Here is an 18,419-nt window from a genome sequence, read left to right on the forward strand (position 1 = left end):
TGGAGTGTACCTGGTGACCGCCCCCGCGTTCAGCTGGGTAGGCTGTGAGAGCAGCAGATCTGCCATTAACGAGGAGTCCCGTGACCGCCCCCGAGTCGCCCCAGCCGATCGCAGACGACGACGACAAGTCGCACGTACCGCCGCTGACGACCCGTGTCGTCATCGCCGAGGACGAGGCCCTGATCAGGCTCGATCTCAAAGAGATGCTGGAGGAGGAGGGCTACGCGGTCGTCGGCGAGGCCGGTGACGGGCAGCGGGCCGTCGAGCTGGCGCGGGAGCACCGTCCGGATCTGGTGATCCTGGACGTGAAGATGCCCGTGCTGGACGGTATTTCGGCGGCGGAGAAGATCGCCGAGGAGTCCATCGCCCCGGTGCTGATGCTGACCGCCTTCTCCCAGCGGGACCTGGTCGAGCGGGCCCGGGACGCCGGGGCCATGGCGTACCTGGTGAAGCCGTTCAGCAAGAGCGACGTGGTGCCGGCCATCGAGATGGCGGTGTCGCGTTTCACCGAGCTGCGGGCGCTGGAGCAGGAGGTCGCCGACCTCTCCCAGCGGCTGGAGACGCGGAAGCTGGTGGACCGGGCGAAGAGCATTCTGCAGACGCAGTACGGCCTGACGGAGCCGGCGGCCTTCCGGTGGATCCAGAAGACGTCGATGGACCGGCGGCTTTCGATGCAGCAGGTCGCCGAGGCGGTCATCGAGGACGCCGAGGAGAAGAAGGCGGCCAAGGGCCAGTAGCACGGGCCCTGTCGGGCCGTGTGGTGCCGGAGCCCCCGGCGCACCCCGTTTGGGGTGTGCCGGGGGCTTTTGTCGTTCCCGGGGCGCGTGGTGCGGCACGGAAGGGCGGGGGAAGTTGTGAAGGTTGACGTCGCGGTGGGGGCGCGGGGGAGGGGTGGCCACTACTGTGGCACTCTCCGCGTTCTGACGGGTTGTGGCCTTGTGGTGACTCTGTGTAATCGCTTCGGGAAGGGGTCCCGCGGGGTCCGGCCGGTGCTCCGGGATGAGACGTTCCGCTCAGCGGACGCGGGGTGCGGGGCCCGTGAGGGGTCGGGTTCCGGCCAATGTGCGGGAGTCGTGGCGGCGGTCGGCGCCAGGTCTCCCGGAGGTGCCCAGGGGTGTTGACCTGGGGGATTCCGGTGGCTCCGGAGGGGTGCCGGGGAGCGGGCGCGGCGGTCGCGAGGCCCCCTGCGCGAGTTGTCGGGAAGCTGTGGATCACGCATGACATGTCCGGTCGCCGGTAAGGAGTGTTCTGTTTCCGGCGCATGACTCAGGTCACAGGGCGATCACACATCCTCCGGTCACCTATCGGTGCGCACGAACGCGCGATTACATTCCCGGCACACCGCGCGGACAAGCGGTGTCCTGCGAGGCGTCGGCAACTGCGCCCGCAGACAAGATCGTTCGGGCGGCTCCAAGGGGTTCGTAGTGCTGAACAAGACCATCGTCAAGCTGGCCATACCGCTTGCAGTGGGTGCTCTCGCGTTGACGGGATGCGGATCGGATTCCGGCAGCGACGGTGCCGTGAAGATTGCCTTCCAGGGCCCGCTCTCCGGTGACAACGTCGCACTCGGCGAGAACATGCAGAACGGCGTCAAGCTGGCCATCGAGCAGGCCAACGCCAAGGGCGACCTCGACTTCGAGCTCGAGTACGTCGCGGGTGACGACCAGGGTCTGCCGGACAAGGCCACGGCCGCCGCGCAGAAGATCATCGACGACGAGGGCGTCGTCGCGGTCGTCGGTCCCGCCTTCTCCGGTCCGACGAACACCTCGTCGCCGCTGTACGCGGAGTCCGGTCTGGTGACGGTTTCCCCGTCCGCGACCAACCCGCTGCTGACGGACAAGGAGAACGGCTTCACCTCCTTCCTGCGCGGTGTCCCCAACGACAACCAGCAGGGCGCCGGCATGGCGACCTACTACGCCAAGAAGCTGCAGGCGAAGAAGGTCTACCTGATCGACGACAAGACCGACTACGGCGTGGGCCTGGCGACTGTCGCCGAGAAGAGCCTGAAGGACGCCGGCATCGAGGTCGTCAAGAAGTCCGTTCCCGCGAAGACGCCGGACTACTCGGCCACCGCGAAGGACGTCGTCAACTCCAAGGCCGACGCGCTGATCTACGCCGGCTACTACCAGGACGCGGCGCCGTTCGCCAAGAAGCTGAAGGACGCGGGCTACAAGGGTGCCGCGATCTCCGGTGACGGCACGAACGACGCGAAGTTCGTCGAGCTGGCGGGCGACGCCTCCGAGAACTGGTTCCTCACCTGCCCCTGCACCGACGCCACCGTCGAGGCCGGGACGAAGAAGTTCGCCGAGGACTACCAGAAGGAGTTCGGCCGGGCGCCCGGCACGTACTCCGCCGAGGCGTACGACATCACCAACATGATCATCGAAGAGGTCAAGAAGTCGGGTGCCGACGTCGAGCGCGAGGCGCTGCGCGACGCGCTGGCGAAGGCCTCCTACAAGGGCCTGACCAAGACGTTCGCCTTCGGTGAGAACGGCGAGTTCAAGGGCACCGACGTCTACCTGTACCAGGTCAAGGGCGGCAAGATCGGGTACCAGGGCAACATCAACGAGCTGGCCGGCTGACGCTGGGGCTTAGTGGCCGAGCCACGCGACCGAGTGGCTGACGCCATGCGACTGGGGGCCGGGAGGCAGCAGTTCTCCCGGCCCTCGTCTGCGAAGTGAGGGGCCCTCGGCCCCCGCTGTTTCGAAAGTTCCGCCCGCGGGCCGCCCTCGTCGCCACGAGCGCCGGGTCCGCTCAGCTCCCACAAGGAAGTCTGCTCCATGTCCCTTCAGGAATTCTGGGACTATCTCGTCCTAGGGGTGATGCTCGGCTCGCTGTACGCCGTCATCGCCATCGGCTACACACTTGTCTACGGTGTGCTGCAGCTGATCAACTTCGCGCACAGCGAGGTCTTCATGCTCGGCGCCTACGGCAGCCTCATCGTCCTTCAGCTCGTCAGTCCGGGGGACAACCCGTCCGCTCTGGCGTCCATCGGCTTCGTCGCCCTCGCCATGGCGGGATCGGCGCTGTTCGGCGGTGTCACGGCGTACGGCCTGGAGAAGGTCGCGTACCGGCCTCTGCGCAGACGCGGTGCTCCTCGCCTGATCTTCCTGATCACCGCGATCGGCGCCTCGTTCTTCCTGTACAACCTCGCCGGCAAGCTGTTCGGGCGTGACCCGCTCCCGCTTCCGGAGATGTACCAGAACCGCGAGGTGTTCTCGATCTTCGGCGCGGGTGTGAACATCACCCAGATGCTGCAGTTCGGCACCGCCGTGGTCATGATGATCGCGCTCGACATGCTGGTGAACCGCACCAAGCTCGGCAAGGGCATCCGCGCCGTGGCGCAGGACGCCGAGGTCGCCGGCCTCATGGGTGTCAACATCGACAAGGTCATCTCCCGGACGTTCATCGTCGGCGGCGTCCTGGGCGGTGTGGCGGGCTTCCTGTTCGCCAACCTGAACCAGGTCTCCTACACGATGGGCTTCATCCCGGGCATCACCGCGTTCGCGGCCGCCGTCGTCGGCGGTATCGGCAACATCCGCGGCGCGATGTTCGGTGGCATCCTGATCGGCATCGTGGAGACGATGACCGTGCCGCTGCTCGGTGACGAGTGGCGTGCGGTGTCGGCCATGGTCGTGCTGATCCTGGTGCTGATGTTCCGCCCGATGGGCATCCTCGGCGAGCGAGTGGGGAGGGCGGCATGAGCACGGTCCAGACTTCCAAGAACCTGACGCCGTCTGCTGCGGCGAAGCTGCGCCGTACGGCGTGGTACCGGACGGAGCGTTTCACGCGCCTGTGGGCGATGATCGCGCTCGGTGTGCTGCTCGCGCTGGTGACGGGTGAGCAGGGCAACACCCGCGACATCTTCTACTCGATCGAGCACACCTTCACCGGCCTGAACCTGTGGATCTGCCTGGCGCTGACGGTCGGCGTGTGGGCGCTGCGGGAGTTCGTGGCCGCGCCCATCAAGGGCGGCGTGGCGAAGGCGAAGGCGGCGGCGCAGTCGACGGCTTCGAGCGGCCCGGTGGGCGGCCTCGTCGCCCGCTTCAAGGCGGACAAGCGCCTGCGGATGGGTGCGCTGGCGGTCCTGCTGATCCTGGTGCTCGTCATTCCCTCGGGTCTGGAGCGGACCTGGCAGACGGTGCTGGTGGACCAGATCGCGATCTTCGCGCTGCTGGCGATCGGTCTGAACGTGGTGATCGGCTGGGCGGGTCTGCTGGACCTCGGCTTCTTCGCCTTCTTCGCGGTCGGCGCCTACTCGACGGCGTACTGGACGGGCCGGCTGCCGGTCGAACCGCCGGTGGTCCTGAACAACTTCTGGGTCATCCCCGTCGCCGTGGTGACGTGTCTGATCTGCGGTCTGCTGCTCGGTGCTCCGACGCTGCGGCTGCGGGGCGACTACCTGGCGATCGTGACCCTCGGCTTCCACGAGATCATCTACCTGGTCGCGAAGAACGCCGACGGCCTGACGGGCGGCCCGCAGGGCGCGCGTCTGATCCCGGACTTCTCGATCGACTTCGCCGGTATCGAGTACAAGTGGTCGATCAAGCCGCTGCCCTACTGGTACCTGCTGGTCTTCTTCATCGTGCTCGTCATCTTCCTGTTCGCGCGCCTGGAGCACTCCCGGGTGGGCCGCGCGTGGACGGCGATCCGCGAGGACGAGATCGCGGCGGCGGCCAACGGCGTGGACACGGTCCGCTTCAAGCTGATGGCCTTCGCGATCGGCGCCTCGACGTCGGGTGTCGCGGGCGTGATCTTCACCAGCAAGTACGGGTACATCAACCCCGAGGTCTTCCCGCTGCTCCAGTCCATCCTGATCCTGGCCTACGTCATCTTCGGCGGTATGGGCTCGATCCCGGGTGTGCTGATCGGCACGGCGCTGCTGGTGTGGCTGCCGGAGGCACTGAAGGACTGGGTGGACCCGTCCGACCGTTACATGTACCTGGGCGCGCTGCTGGTGGTCATGATGATCTACCGGCCGCAGGGCGTCTGGCCGTCCCGCCGCAGGCAGCGTGAGCTGAAGATGGCCGAGGAAGGCATCGGTGACGCCGACGCGATGACCGAGCCGGCGGGAGGCAAGTTCTGATGGGCACCGACGTGAAGAACGAAGCGACGGCGGGCTCCGGGTCCGCGGACGCCGGTGCGGACCTGGTGCTGCACGCGTCGGACCTGACGCTGCGGTTCGGCGGTCTGACCGTGCTCGACAAGGTCGACGTGCGGATGCGCCGCGGCGAGGTCCTCGCGGTGATCGGGCCGAACGGCGCGGGCAAGACCTCGCTGTTCAACTCGCTCACCGGGGCGTACACCCCGCAGGAGGGGAAGATCCTCTTCCGCTCCAAGGACGGCGACCAGAAGTCGCTGCTCGGCAGCAAGCCCCACATCGTCAACCGGGTGGGCCTGGCGCGCACGTTCCAGAACATCCGGCTGTTCTCGGCGCTGACGGCGCTGGAGAACGTGAAGATCGCGGCGGAGACCCGGCTGAAGGCCGGCCCCGTGTCGATCATGCTGGGTCTGCCGAACGCCCGTAAGGCGGAGCGGCAGAGCGACGAGCGGGCGCACCGGCTGCTGCGGTTCGTGGGCCTGGAGAGCAAGCTCAACGAGATCGCGGGCAGCCTGTCCTACGGTGACCAGCGCAGTCTGGAGATCGCCCGGGCGCTGGCGACCGACCCGCAGGTGCTCCTGCTGGACGAGCCGGCCGCCGGTACGAACCCGACGGAGAAGCTGGAGCTGGAGCAGCTCATCCGCCGGATCAACACCGAACTCGGCGTGAGCGTGCTGCTGATCGAGCACGACATGCGTCTGGTGATGTCGGTGGCGGACCGGGTGATGGTGCTGAACTTCGGCAAGCGGATCGCCGAGGGGTCGCCGAGCGAGGTGCAGCAGCACCCGGCGGTCATCGAGGCGTACCTCGGTGCCTCCTCGGAGGACGCCGAGGTGGTGCAGGCCGTGATCGCCGAGCAGCGCGCGTCGGAGGAGAACGACGTGGCCCGGCCGGCGGCCGCGCCCGCGGTCGCCGCCGGTGGCGCGGACGCCTCCGGTGACGCGGCGTCGGACGGCGCCGAGGCGTCGGACGAGGACGCGCCGGAGGAGGCCGCCTCGGCCGAGGCGGCGCCGTCCGGGGCGACGACGGATCAGGCGGCGGACGGCGCTTCGCCGGACGAGGAGAGCGGCAAGTGAGCACCACGACCGAGCTGCAGAAGGACGCCGGTACCGGCGGTTCCGCGGAGGAGACCCTCCTCGAACTCAAGGGCATGCACGTCTTCTACGGCGCCATCGAGGCCCTCAAGGGCATCGACCTGACCGTGCGCAAGGGCGAGATCGTCGCCCTGCTGGGCGGCAACGGCGCGGGCAAGACGACGACGCTGCGCACCATCTCGGGCATGCTCCAGCCGCGGATCGGCGAGGTGCTGTACCGCGGTGAGCGCATCGACGGGATCAAGTCGCACGAGCTGGTGCAGTTCGGCATCGGGCATGTGCCCGAGGGCCGGCGGGTCTTCGCGACGATGACCGTGCGCGAGAACCTGGAGATGGGCGCGTACAAGTTCAACTCGGTGGACGCCGCCGACCTGGACCGCGCGTTCACCCTGTTCCCGCGCCTGGCCGAGCGGCGTACGCAGCTCGCGGGCACGCTCTCCGGCGGTGAGCAGCAGATGCTCGCCATCGGCCGCGCGCTGATGGGCCGGCCGGAGCTGCTGCTCCTGGACGAGCCGTCGATGGGTCTCGCGCCGCTGATCGTGCAGCAGATCTTCGAGATCATCGAGGAGATCAACAAGCAGGGCACGACCGTGCTGCTCGTCGAGCAGAACGCCACGCAGGCCCTGGGCCTGGCCGACCGCGGCTACGTCCTGGAGACGGGCGCGGTGGCGATGTCGGGCCCGGCGACCGAGCTGCTGTCCGACACGCGGATCCGTGCGGCGTACCTCGGAGAGGGCGCCTGACGGCCGCGGCCGTCAGCACGTAGCAGGGAAGGCAAGGGCCAGGGGACCGAGGTCTCCTGGCCCTTCGCCGTGTGCGGTGCCGTTCATGGTGTGCGGGGCCGGGGCGGCCCGTTCGTCAGCCCTGGGCGTCGCGGAGCAGGCAGGTGAGGCGGGCGGTGCACACACGCCGGTCCTGCTCGTCGGAGATCACGATCTCGTAGGTGGCGGTGGAACGGCCGCGGTGGACGGGGGTGGCGACACCGGTCACCAGGCCGTCGCGGACGCCGCGGTGGTGGGTGCAGTTGAGGTCGACGCCGACGGCGACCTTGGACGGGCCGCCGTGCAGCATGGAGCCGACCGAGCCCAGGGTCTCGGCGAGCACCGCGGAGGCGCCGCCGTGCAGAAGCCCGTAGGGCTGGGTGTTGCCCTTGACGGGCATGGTGCCCACGACGCGGTCCGCGGCGGCCTCGACGATGGTCACGCCCATGCGTTCGCCGAGGTCTCCGGCGGAGAACAGGGCGGGCAGGTCCACGCCGAGCTCGGCGTACTGGTCGATGACTTCCTGCGGGAACTGCACGGTGGTCTGCTCGCCCATGGGGCCGGCTCCGATCGTCGAACGTCGTTGTCCCTGCTGCCTGAGCAAACGCTTAGGCGGACGGTGATTGTTCCAGACGCACGACGACGGACTTGCTGGCGGGGGTGTTGCTGGTGTCGGCGGTGGAATCCAGCGGGACCAGGACGTTCGTCTCCGGGTAGTAGGCGGCGGCGCAGCCGCGGGCCGTGGGGTAGTGGACGACCCGGAAACCGGGGGCGCGGCGCTCCACGCCGTCCTTCCACTCGCCCACGAGGTCGGCGTACGCGCCGTCGGCGAGGCCGAGCTCCCGGGCGTCGTCGGGGTGGACGAGCACCACCCGCCGGCCGCCCTTGATGCCCCGGTAGCGGTCGTCCAGGCCGTAGATCGTGGTGTTGTACTGGTCGTGGGAGCGCAGGGTCTGGAGCAGCAGCCGGCCCGCGGGGACCTTCGGGTACTCCACGGGGGCGGCGGTGAAGTTGGCCTTGCCGGTGGCCGTGGGGAAGCGGCGCTCGTCACGGGGCGCGTGGGGGAGGGCGAAGCCGCCCGGCCGCGCGATCTTCGCGTTGAAGTCCTCGAAGCCGGGCACGACCCGGGCGATCCGCTCGCGGATGGTGCCGTAGTCCTTCTCGAACTCCTCCCACGGGGTGCGGGAGCCGGCGCCGAGGACGGCACGGGCCATCCGCGCCACGATCGCCGGCTCGGAGAGCAGATGGCGGCCGGCGGGGGCGAGGTTGCCGCGGGAGGCGTGGACCATGCCCATCGAGTCCTCGACCGTCACGACCTGCCGGCCGCCGGCCTGGACGTCCTTGTCGGTGCGGCCGAGGGTGGGCAGGATCAGGGCCCGGCGGCCGGTGACGGCGTGCGAGCGGTTCAGCTTGGTCGACACATGGACGGTGAGCCGGGCGCGCCGCACGGCGGCCTCGGTGACGGCGGTGTCGGGGGTGGCGGCCACGAAGTTGCCGCCCATGGCGAAGAACACCTTGGCCCGGCCGTCGCGCAGCGCCTCGATGGAGCGGACCACGTCGAGCCCGTGGTGGCGTGGCGGCGCGAAGCCGAACTCGGCCTCCAGCGCGTCGAGGAACGCGGCGGAGGGCCGCTCGAAGATCCCCATGGTGCGGTCGCCCTGCACGTTGGAGTGGCCGCGCACGGGGCAGACACCGGCGCCCGGGCGGCCGATGTTGCCCCGGAGCAGCAGGAAGTTGACCACTTCGCGGATGGTGGCCACGGAGTGCTTGTGCTGGGTGAGGCCCATCGCCCAGCAGACGATGGTGCGCTCCGAGGCGAGGACCATGGCGAGCGCCCGCTCGATCTCCTCGCGGCCGAGCCCCGTGGCGGCGAGCGTCTCCTCCCAGTCGGCGGACCGGGCGGCCTCGGCGAACTCCTCGAAGCCGTGGGTGTGCGCGGCGACGAAGGTCTCGTCGACCGCGCCGTCGCGTTCCAGGATCAGCTTGTTCAGCAGGCGGAAGAGGGCCTGGTCGCCGCCGATGCGGACCTGGAGGAAGAGATCGGTCAGGGAGACGCCCTTGACCAGGCCGGAGACGCTCTGCGGGTTCTTGAAGCGCTCCAGGCCGGCCTCGGGGAGCGGGTTGACCGAGATGATCTTCGCGCCGGAGGCCTTCGCCTGCTCCAGGGCGGTCAGCATCCGGGGGTGGTTGGTGCCCGGGTTCTGACCGGCGACGATGATCAGGTCGGCCTGGTGGAGGTCCTCCAGCGAGACGCTGCCCTTGCCCACCCCGATGGTCTCGGTGAGCGCCGATCCCGAGGACTCGTGGCACATGTTGGAGCAGTCGGGCAGGTTGTTGGTGCCGAACTCGCGGGCGAAGAGCTGGAGCAGGAACGCGGCCTCGTTGCTCGTGCGGCCGGAGGTGTAGAAGAGGGCCTCGTCGGGGGAGCCGAGGGCGCCCAGCTCCTCGGCGATGATCGCGAACGCCTTCTCCCAGCTCACCGGCTCGTAGTGGGTGGCGCCCTCGGCGAGGTGCACGGGCCGGGTGATCCGGCCCTGCTGGCCGAGCCAGTAGCCGCTGCGCTCCGCGAGATCGGACACGGGGTGCGCGGCGAAGAACTCCGGGGTGACCCGGCGCACCGTGGCCTCCTCGGCGACCGCCTTCGCGCCGTTCTCGCAGAACTCGGCCAGGTGGCGCTTGTCGCCCTCGGGCCAGGCGCAGCCCGGACAGTCGAACCCGTCCTTCTGGTTGACCTTGAGCAGGGTGCGGGCGGTGCGGGCGACGCCCATCTGCTCCTGGGCCATGCGCAGGGTGTGGGCGATGGCCGTCAGCCCGGCGGCCGCGTGCTGCGGGGCCGCGACCTGCGGCGCGTCCTGGACGGGGTCCTGGGCGGGCGGCTTGCTGGGCATCGCGCTCTCCTTCGAGCGGGCGGCTTTGCGGTACACCTCAGATCTTGTCACGCGCCGCCGACAGCGTCCCGGGCCGGTCGGGCCGGTCGGGATTGTCGGCGGTACGTGGCAGGATCGGGACCGTGGCTGAGACGGCATCGAAGAAGACGGCAGACAACCGACCCCGCCTGCTCCTCATGGACGGGCATTCCCTGGCGTACCGGGCGTTCTTCGCCCTGCCCGCGGAGAACTTCACCTCGGCGAGCGGCCAGACGACCAACGCCGTCTACGGCTTCGCCTCGATGCTGGCGAACACGCTGCGCGACGAGGCGCCCACGCACTTCGCGGTGGCCTTCGACGTCTCGCGCAAGACGTGGCGCTCCGCGGACTTCCCCGAGTACAAGGCGAACCGCTCCAAGACCCCCGACGAGTTCAAGGGCCAGGTCGAGCTGATCGGCGAGCTCCTGGACACGATGAACGCGGTCCGCTTCGCGGTCGACGGCTTCGAGGCCGACGACATCATCGCGACCCTCGCCACCCAGGCCGAGGCGGCCGGCTTCGAGGTGCTGATCGTCACCGGCGACCGGGACTCCTTCCAGCTCGTCAGCGAGCACACCACGGTGCTCTACCCGACGAAGGGCGTCTCCGAGCTGACCCGCTTCACCCCGGCCAAGGTCGAGGAGAAGTACGGGCTCACCCCCCGCCAGTACCCGGACTTCGCCGCCCTGCGCGGGGACCCGTCGGACAACCTGCCCGGCATCCCCGGCGTCGGCGAGAAGACGGCCACGAAGTGGATCTCCCAGTTCGGCTCGTTCGCCGAGCTGGTGGAGCGCGCCGACGAGGTCAAGGGCAAGGTCGGCCAGGCGCTGCGCGACCACCTGGAGTCGGTCAAGCTCAACCGGCACCTCACCGAGCTGGTGCGCGACGTGGAGCTGCCGAAGGCCGTCGCCGAGCTGGAGCGCGCCCCCTACGACCGCACGGCGCTGAAGGGCTTCCTGGAGGTCCTGGAGATCCGCAACCCCAGCCTGCGCGAGCGCCTGCTCGCCGTGGACCCGGGTGCCGCGGAGGAGGAGGCGCCGCCGCCGGCCGCCGGTGTCGAACTCGACGGCAGCGTCCTCGCCACCGGTGAACTCGGCCCCTGGCTGGAGGAGCACGCCGGTCAGCCGCTCGGTGTCGCCACGGTCGCGAGCTGGGCCCTGGGCGTCGGCAACGTCAGCGAGATCGCGCTCGCCGGAGCGGACGGCAAGGCCGCGTGGTTCGACACCACGACCCTGGGCGAGGACGACGAGCGTGCCTTCGCCGAGTGGATCGCCGACCCGGCCCGCCCCAAGACCATGCACAACGCCAAGGACGCCCTGCGGGTGTTCCCCGAGCACGGCTGGCGGATCGACGGGATCACCATGGACACGGCGCTCGCCGCGTACCTGGTCAAGCCCGGCCGCCGGTCCTTCGCGCTGGACGCCCTCTCCGTCGAGTACCTGCACCGCGAGCTGGCCCCGGCCGCCGCCGACGGCCAGCTCGCCTTCGGCGCCGACGAGGACGCGGAAGCCGACGCGCTGATGGCGCAGGCCCGCGCCGTCCTCGACCTCGGCGACGCCCTCGGCGAGAGGCTCACCGAGGTCGGCGCCACGGAACTGCTGCACGACGTGGAACTGCCCACCTCGCTGCTGCTCGCCCGGATGGAGCGGCACGGCATCGCCGCCGACCGCGGTCATCTGGAGGCGATGGAGCAGCAGTTCGCGGGCGCGGTGCAGCAGGCGGTCAAGGAGGCGCACGCCGCCGTCGGCCACGAGTTCAACCTCGGCTCGCCCAAGCAGCTCCAGGAGGTCTTCTTCGGCGAGCTCAACCTGCCCAAGACGAAGAAGACGAAGACCGGCTACACGACGGACGCCGACGCCCTCGCCTGGCTGGCCGGCCAGACGGACCACGAGCTGCCCGTCATCATGCTGCGCCACCGGGAGCAGGCCCGGCTGCGCTCCACGGTCGAGGGGCTGATCAAGACGGTCGCGGCCGACGGCCGGATCCACACCACCTTCAGCCAGACCGTCGCCGCGACCGGCCGCCTCTCCTCCACCGATCCCAACCTGCAGAACGTGCCCGTCCGCACGGACGAGGGCCGGGCGATCCGGCGGGGCTTCGTCGTCGGCGAGGGCTTCGAGTCGCTGATGACCGCCGACTACAGCCAGATCGAGCTGCGCGTCATGGCCCATCTGTCGGAGGACGAGGGGCTGATCGAGGCCTTCACCTCCGGCGAGGACCTCCACACCACCGTCGCCTCCCAGGTGTTCGCCGTGGAGCGGTCCGCCGTCGACGCGGAGATGCGCCGCAAGATCAAGGCCATGTCCTACGGGCTCGCGTACGGGCTCTCCGCCTTCGGCCTCTCCCAGCAGCTCAGCATCGAGCCCGCCGAGGCCCGGGTGCTGATGGACACCTACTTCGAGCGCTTCGGCGGGGTGCGCGACTATCTGCACCGTGTCGTCGAGGAGGCCCGGGCGACGGGCTACACGGCCACCATGCTCGGCCGCCGCCGCTACCTGCCCGACCTCAACAGCGACAACCGGCAGCGCCGGGAGGCCGCCGAGCGGATGGCGCTGAACGCCCCCATCCAGGGCACCGCGGCCGACATCGTCAAGGTCGCCATGCTCCAGGTGGACCGGGCGCTGACGGAGGCGAAGCTGCAGTCACGGCTGCTGCTCCAGGTCCACGACGAAATCGTGCTGGAGGTCTCCCCGGGCGAGCGCGAGCAGGTCGAGGCGCTGGTGCGTCAGGAGATGTCGTCCGCCGTCGAACTGCGGGCACCGCTGGACGTCTCGGTGGGCGTGGGCCCCGACTGGGAGTCCGCCGCGCACTGAGCGTCCGGCACGGGCGGGGGCACCACGGCCCCCGCCCCGAGCCGTACCGCCGCCGCGTACAGCACCAGGCCCGCGGCGAGCCCGGCGCCCGCGCCGAAGCAGGCCGTCGGGATGATGTCGAGCGGCGTCTCGACGGCACCCCAGTACTGGTACCAGCGAAGGCAGCGGTGGGCGGTGCCGCCGAGCACGCACAGCGCGATCAGCGCCCACCCCGCACGCCGGGCACCCGGGCGGAGCACCGGCAGCGACGGAGCCCCGGTGGGCTCGGCCCGCCGCAGCGCCGAGGCCGCGAACCACACCAGCGCCACCAGCGCCACCGCCGAACTGCCGTACTGCGTGAACGTGTAGAGAGGGAAGCCGGCCACGGTCTCGTCCAGGACGGGCACCAGGCGCACGCCCCACCGGTCGATATGGGTGAACGCGTCCCACACCACATGGGTCGTCGCACCGAGCACCGCGGACACCCAGAACCAGAACACCACCGCGGGCAGCGGCCGGGTGCCCCAGGCGCTTCCCCGCAGGACCGGGTGGACCCTGCCCCGCCACGTCCGCGGCAGCAGCGCCACCAGCGGGTCGCGCACCAGCAGCCAGAGCGCGACGAGCAGCGCCGTCACCGCCACGTCCACGGTGAGCACACCCAGCGGCCCGTGGGTCACCGTCCCGAACTCCATGGCCCCGGGCACGAAACTCGCCGCGAAGTACGTCATGTCGGGGGCGAGCGAACCGAGCACGAGCGCCGAGGCCAGCAGGGGGCCGCGGGCCGTTCCGTCCCTGCGGACGCCGGGCAGCACGGCCGCCGCATGACTGAGAGTGAACGGCATCCCGGCAGGCCCCCTGTGACGATCGACGCGGTCGGCGCGTCCAGTATGCGTGACACACCGGAGGCCTTCCGCTTCCGCAATCCGGACGGCCCCGGGGACGTCCCCATAGGTGGCGAACCGGTGAACACCGGTCAGGGACCGGTGTTCCGGGGCCCCGAGTTGCACTAGGGTCACGTGAGACCGCGCCCTGGGGAGCGCGACACGCCGCCGACCGGGGAGGGTCCAGACGTATGGCAGCGCACATCGGCCGCCGGCTCTACAAGGGGGCGGCAACCACCGCCGTGGCCGCGCTCGCGGTGGCCGCACTCTCCGCGTCACAGGCACCCGGGGCCGCCCCGACGCCCTCCGGCGGCAGTCTCGAGGCGACCGACAACACACCGTCGTCCGACACGCCGGTCACCGGCAACTCCCCCTACTACACGGACCTTCCCCCGCTGAACACCCCGGACAACGCCGGCGCCGCGGTGGGCACCCCCGTCACCGGAGCCGGTGAGGCGGGCATACCCGCGACGGTCCTCGCCGCCTACAAGCAGGCCGAGCGGACCATCGCCGAGAGCGACCCGGACTGCCGCCTGCCGTGGCAACTCCTCGCGGCCATCGGCAAGGTGGAGTCCGGCCAGGCCCGCGGCGGCCGGGTCGACGCCAACGGCACCACGCTCACGCCGATCCTGGGCCCCGTCCTCAACGGCGTCGGCTTCGCGAACATCTCGGACACGGACAACGGCGCCTTCGACGGCGACACCGTGCACGACCGTGCCGTCGGCCCCATGCAGTTCATCCCCTCCACCTGGCAGACCTGGGGCCAGGACGCCAACGGCGACGGCCGCAAGGACCCCAACAACATCTACGACGCCGCCCTCGCGGCCGGCCGCTACCTCTGCCACGGCGGCCGGGACCTCACCGTGCAGGAGGATCTGGACAAGGCGATCCTCGGCTACAACCACTCACGCGAGTACCTGCGCACCGTCCTCTCCTGGTTCGAGTACTACAAGCGCGGCACCCACGAGGTCCCCGACGGCGCCGGTGTGCTGCCCGTCGGCAACGGGCCCGACAGCGCGGGAACGGTGCCGGGCGGGAGCCCCACCCCGGGGCCGAGCCCTTCGCCCACGCCGGCCCCGGGCAATCCGGGCGGGGGAAGCCCCCCCGGCCCGTCGACTCCTCCGCCGTCCACGCCGGGCGGCGGCTCCGGCGAGGCGACCCCGCCCAGCGTCCCGCCGCGTGTCTCCGGGATCGAGAACGACGGCACCGGCCGGCTGACGGCCACCGCGGGCGAGGAGTTCACGGCCCGCGCCAAGGTCAAGGTGAAGAACACCGCCGGCGAGGCCGTCGCCCGCCAGGCCGTCCGCTTCACCGTCATCGGCGACACCGACAGCCGCTTCCCCGACGGGAAGAGCAGCATCGTCCTCCCGACCGGCGCCGACGGCACGGTGACCGCTCCCGCCCTGCGCGCGGGGGAGAAGACCGGCACCTTCACCGTCCGCGCCACCGTCGACGGGCGCACCCTCGCCCCCGTGGACCTCGTCGCCACGGTGACCCAGCGGGTCGCCGACCATCTGGAGCGGACCGACGAGACGACGTTCACCGCCGCCCCCGGCGCCGTGTTCGCCGAGCGGCTCACCGTCGCGGCCGCCTGCAAGGGAGCCGCGGCGCCCAACGCGGACGTGACCGTCACCGTCCTCACCGCGGACGGAGAGCCGGCCGGCGCCACGAGCCCGTCCTTCCAGGGCGACGACGGCGCCGTCCGCACCCTCACCCTGCGGACCGGGGCCGGCGGGCTGCTGAAGCTCCCCGAACTCACGGCGGGCGAGGCGACGGGCACCTTCCTGCTCCGTCTCACCACGCCGGGCGGCGCCTCCCTCGACGTCAAGGTGACCGTCGAGGCACCCGAAGCGCCCGAAGCGCCCGAAGCGCCTGAGGAGGCCAGCCCCTCCCCGTCGCCGTCGGCGACCGGCTGACCCGGGACGGCATCCGCCGACCGCCCCTCGCGCCCCGCGGCCGCTCTCCGCGCCCGGCCGGCGGAGGGGCGGCCGCCGTTCTGGGGCTGCTCCCGGGCGGGGGCCTCAGCGGCTTCCACCGGAGCCGGCGGTCTTCTGCGGGGCCGCTCCCGGCAGTTGCCCTCTGCCCGTTCTCCGGCTCCGGGGCGCCGTCCGCGGGGCCGCTCCCGGGCGTCGCCCGCCGGATGCCCGCTGCAGGCCCGCCGCCGTCCGCCCCTGGCCCGCGGGTGACGTGGTGTCAGCTCCCTCCCGTGAGACGGCTCTGGCGCGCCTTGGTGTGCCGGGTCGGCTCCGCCGTCGACGGGTCCTCCGGCCACGGGTGCCGCGGGTAGCGGCCGCGCAGCTCGGCGCGCACGGCCCGGTAGCCCTCCCGCCAGAACGAGCCCAGGTCGGCCGTGACCGCCGCGGGCCGCCCCGCGGGGGAGAGCAGGTGCACCAGGACCGGGGCGCCCGCGACCCGAGGGGTCTCCCGCAGCCCGAACAACTCCTGCACCTTCACGGCGAGCACCGGCTGCTCCCCGCCGTAGTCCACGCGGACCCGGGACCCGCTCGGCACCTCGATCCGCTCGGGGGCCAGCTCGTCCAGGCGGGCCGCCTCCCCGGTCGCCCAGGGCAGCAGCCGGCGCAGCGCCTCGCCCGCGGACACCCTGCCGAGGTCCGAACGCCGCCCCGCCCGGGACAGCTCGGGCTCCAGCCAGTCGTCCGCCCGTGCCAGCAGTGCCTCGTCCGACACGTCGGGCCACGGCGCGCCCACCACCCGGTGCAGGAACGCCAGCCTGTCGCGCAACCCCCGCGCCTCGCGCGTCCACAGCAGCAGGTCCGGCCCCTCCCGCCGCAGCCCCTCCAGCAGCGCCTGCCGGACGAGCCCCCGGTCCGCGTTCTTCAGTGGCCGTGCCGCCAGCTCCACGGCGCCCAGCCGCTCCACCCGCCGTGCGACGACGTCCCCGTCCTCCCAGTGGACCTCCTCCGCCTCGGTCCGCAGATGCCCCGCGGCCGCGCGGGCGCTCTCCTCGTCCACCGCCGCCGCCAGCCGCACCCGGGCCGATGCGGCGCTCGCCGGCCGGTCCGCGACGGCGACCGCCAGCCACGGGACACCCCGCAGCGCCGACGTCTCACCGAGCTCCGCCCCGGTGCCCGACACCATCAGGAACGACCGCTCGCCCCGGGCCCGTGCCACCCGTTCCGGGAAGGCCAGCGCGGCCACCAGCCCCGCCGCCGCGTCGTCGCCGAGAGCCGCCGCGCCGCCGGCCGCACCGCCCGTGCCGCCACCCCTCCGGCCGTCGCCCGCCCCGCCCTCGCCCCGGCCGGGACGCCCCGGCTCCCGGGCCGCCGCCGCGTCGTTCCCGCCGGCCAGGGCCGCCGCCAGGCGCCTCGTCTCGGCGCTCCAGCGCGCGCTGTACGCGTCGCCGCCCCGGCGCGCCGCGCGCCAGGCCGCCGCGAGATCGTCCCCGTACTCCCGCGGCGGCTCCTCACCGAGGAGGGCGACCAGCTCTGACGTCCGCCGGGCCCCCAGCCGGGGCGCGGCGTCCAGCAGGGCCCTGGCCAGCCGGGGGTGCACACCGATCCGGCTCATCCGCTCCCCGCGCGGTGTGGCGCGACCTTCGGCGTCGACGGCGCCGATCGCGGTCAGCACCGACCGGGCGGCCACCATCGCGCCCGGCGGCGGTGCGTCCGGCAGCGACAGCCCCGACGCGCCGGGGTCGCCCCAGCACGCCGCGCGCAGGGCGAAGGACGTCAGATCGGCGATCGCGATCTCCGGGGACGGGTACGCGGGACGCCGGGCGTCGTCGGCCGTCTGCCAGCAGCGGTACACCGTGCCGGGCGCCTCGCGGCCCGCCCGGCCGGCCCGCTGGGCGGCCGCCGCCGCCGAGACGGGCACCGTGGCCAGTGAACCCAGCCCCCGGGCGTGGTCGACCCTGGGCTCCCGGGCGAGACCGGAATCGACCACCACCCGCACGCCCGGCACCGTCAGGCTCGACTCGGCGACCGAGGTCGCGAGCACGACCCGCCGGCCCGAGCCGCCCCGCAGCACCGCGTCCTGCACGGCCGCGGGTGCCCGGCCGTGCAGTTGCAGCACCTCCGCCGCCACCCCGTCGAGCATCCCGGCGGTGCGCGCGATCTCGCCGGTGCCGGGAAGGAAGCAGAGCACGTCGCCCTCGTGCCGGGCTAGCGCCAGCCGGACCGTCGCCGCGACGTGCCGCAGCAGCGCCGGGTCGACCCAGGTGCCGTGGGCGGGCCGGACACCGCTCGGCGGCGGGGCGTGGTGGGTCTCGACGCCGTGCCCCTGGCCCTCGCTGCGGACGACGGGGACGGGCCCGGTGCCGTCGGGGCCTGCCAGCAGGGCGGCCCAGGTCCCGGCGTCGGTCGTCGCGGAGGCGGCCACCAGCCGGAGCTCCGGCCGCAGGGCGGAGCGGACGTCCATCAGGAAGGCCAGGGCCGTGTCGGCGTCGAGGTGCCGCTCGTGGCATTCGTCGAGCAGGACCGTGTCCACGCCGGGCAGCTCCGGATCGCGCTGCAGCCGCTGGAGGAGGACGCCCGTCGTCACCACCTCGACACGTGTGCGCGGCCCCACCCGCCGCTCGCCGCGCACCGAGAAGCCGACCTCGTCGCCGACGTCCTGCCCGAGCAGCCACGCCATCCTGCGCGCGGCCGCGCGCACGGCCATCCTGCGGGGCTCCGCGACCAGCACCCGGTGCCTGTCTCCCTGTCCTATGAGCCCGGCCAGGGCCAGCGGCACCAGTGTGGTCTTGCCGGTGCCGGGCGGAGCGTGGAGGACGGCCGCACCGCGGTCGCCGAGCGCGGACAGCAGTCCGGGAACGGCGTGACGGACGGGGAGACGGTCGAGAGCGTCGGTTCGGATCACGGCCTCAGTCTCGTACGGTGCGGGCGATGCCGTCTCCGGCCCGTCCACAGGCGCGACCGTTCATCG

General features: G+C 72.0%; 12 protein-coding genes. 8 read left to right on the top strand and 4 right to left on the bottom strand.

The window, feature by feature from the left end; all coding sequences use genetic code 11:
* The first annotated feature begins 80 nt into the window (after window positions 1-80).
* The 6 genes from JE024_RS26285 to JE024_RS26310 all read left to right on the top strand — a co-directional run bounded on the left by JE024_RS26285 (window position 81) and on the right by JE024_RS26310 (window position 6,938).
* Window positions 81-737, top strand: a complete 657-nt coding sequence (locus JE024_RS26285) for an ANTAR domain-containing response regulator (RefSeq protein WP_205375953.1) — start codon at window positions 81-83, stop codon at window positions 735-737.
* A gap of 687 nt (window positions 738-1,424) precedes the next feature.
* Window positions 1,425-2,582 carry a branched-chain amino acid ABC transporter substrate-binding protein gene (locus JE024_RS26290; protein ID WP_205375954.1) on the top strand — a complete coding sequence of 386 codons (1,158 nt, stop codon included), beginning with the start codon at window positions 1,425-1,427 and terminating at the stop codon, window positions 2,580-2,582.
* Window positions 2,583-2,780: 198 nt separating this feature from the next.
* Complete coding sequence (locus tag JE024_RS26295) at window positions 2,781-3,704, top strand: branched-chain amino acid ABC transporter permease (RefSeq protein ID WP_205375955.1); 924 nt, start codon at window positions 2,781-2,783, stop codon at window positions 3,702-3,704.
* On the top strand, window positions 3,701-5,086 hold the full coding sequence (locus JE024_RS26300; RefSeq protein WP_205375956.1) for a branched-chain amino acid ABC transporter permease: 1,386 nt from the start codon (window positions 3,701-3,703) through the stop codon (window positions 5,084-5,086). Before JE024_RS26295 ends, JE024_RS26300 begins: the two co-directional genes overlap by 4 nt.
* Window positions 5,086-6,177 carry an ABC transporter ATP-binding protein gene (locus tag JE024_RS26305; protein WP_205375957.1) on the top strand — a complete coding sequence of 364 codons (1,092 nt, stop codon included), beginning with the start codon at window positions 5,086-5,088 and terminating at the stop codon, window positions 6,175-6,177. The genes JE024_RS26300 and JE024_RS26305 overlap by 1 nt, the downstream gene beginning before the upstream one ends.
* Entirely contained in the window at window positions 6,174-6,938 is a 765-nt protein-coding gene (locus JE024_RS26310) for an ABC transporter ATP-binding protein (RefSeq protein WP_205375958.1), read from the top strand. The genes JE024_RS26305 and JE024_RS26310 overlap by 4 nt, the downstream gene beginning before the upstream one ends.
* Before the next feature lie 115 nt (window positions 6,939-7,053).
* Here the strand turns inward: JE024_RS26310 and JE024_RS26315 are convergent, their stop codons facing one another.
* Both JE024_RS26315 and JE024_RS26320 read right to left on the bottom strand, forming a co-directional pair.
* Window positions 7,054-7,512 (bottom strand): PaaI family thioesterase, encoded by a 459-nt coding sequence (locus JE024_RS26315; protein ID WP_205375959.1) that lies wholly within the window; start codon window positions 7,510-7,512, stop codon window positions 7,054-7,056.
* A gap of 52 nt (window positions 7,513-7,564) precedes the next feature.
* Entirely contained in the window at window positions 7,565-9,844 is a 2,280-nt protein-coding gene (locus JE024_RS26320; RefSeq protein WP_205375960.1) for an FdhF/YdeP family oxidoreductase, read from the bottom strand.
* Between the two features lie 122 nt (window positions 9,845-9,966).
* Here JE024_RS26320 and polA point away from each other — a divergent pair, with 122 nt between their 5' ends.
* Window positions 9,967-12,675: a DNA polymerase I gene (gene polA, locus JE024_RS26325; RefSeq protein ID WP_205375961.1), complete on the top strand. Its 2,709-nt coding sequence runs from the start codon at window positions 9,967-9,969 to the stop codon at window positions 12,673-12,675.
* Here polA and JE024_RS26330 read toward each other — a convergent pair.
* A complete protein-coding gene (locus JE024_RS26330) occupies window positions 12,588-13,496 on the bottom strand; it encodes a DUF4184 family protein (RefSeq protein ID WP_205375962.1) in 909 nt (302 codons plus the stop codon). The genes polA and JE024_RS26330 overlap by 88 nt on opposite strands.
* Window positions 13,497-13,726: 230 nt before the next feature.
* Here JE024_RS26330 and JE024_RS26335 point away from each other — a divergent pair, with 230 nt between their 5' ends.
* Window positions 13,727-15,451 (top strand): lytic transglycosylase domain-containing protein, encoded by a 1,725-nt coding sequence (locus JE024_RS26335; protein WP_205375963.1) that lies wholly within the window; start codon window positions 13,727-13,729, stop codon window positions 15,449-15,451.
* Window positions 15,452-15,728: 277 nt separating this feature from the next.
* Here the strand turns inward: JE024_RS26335 and JE024_RS26340 are convergent, their stop codons facing one another.
* Window positions 15,729-18,353, bottom strand: coding sequence for an ATP-dependent RNA helicase (locus tag JE024_RS26340; RefSeq protein WP_205375964.1), 2,625 nt, complete (start codon window positions 18,351-18,353; stop codon window positions 15,729-15,731).
* Window positions 18,354-18,419: the final 66 nt, after the last annotated feature.

This window comes from Streptomyces zhihengii (assembly GCF_016919245.1).
Classification (GTDB): domain Bacteria; phylum Actinomycetota; class Actinomycetes; order Streptomycetales; family Streptomycetaceae; genus Streptomyces; species Streptomyces zhihengii.

Excerpts from the sequence above, each read along its gene's own strand:
- JE024_RS26300 (WP_205375956.1), top strand. The coding sequence starts at position 3,701 with ATGAGCACGGTCCAGACTTCCAAGAACCTGACGCCGTCTGCTGCGGCG.
- JE024_RS26330 (WP_205375962.1), bottom strand. The coding sequence starts at position 13,496 with ATGCCGTTCACTCTCAGTCATGCGGCGGCCGTGCTGCCCGGCGTCCGC.
- JE024_RS26320 (WP_205375960.1), bottom strand. The coding sequence starts at position 9,844 with ATGCCCAGCAAGCCGCCCGCCCAGGACCCCGTCCAGGACGCGCCGCAG.
- JE024_RS26295 (WP_205375955.1), top strand. The coding sequence starts at position 2,781 with ATGTCCCTTCAGGAATTCTGGGACTATCTCGTCCTAGGGGTGATGCTC.
- JE024_RS26315 (WP_205375959.1), bottom strand. The coding sequence starts at position 7,512 with ATGGGCGAGCAGACCACCGTGCAGTTCCCGCAGGAAGTCATCGACCAG.
- JE024_RS26335 (WP_205375963.1), top strand. The coding sequence starts at position 13,727 with ATGGCAGCGCACATCGGCCGCCGGCTCTACAAGGGGGCGGCAACCACC.
- JE024_RS26305 (WP_205375957.1), top strand. The coding sequence starts at position 5,086 with ATGGGCACCGACGTGAAGAACGAAGCGACGGCGGGCTCCGGGTCCGCG.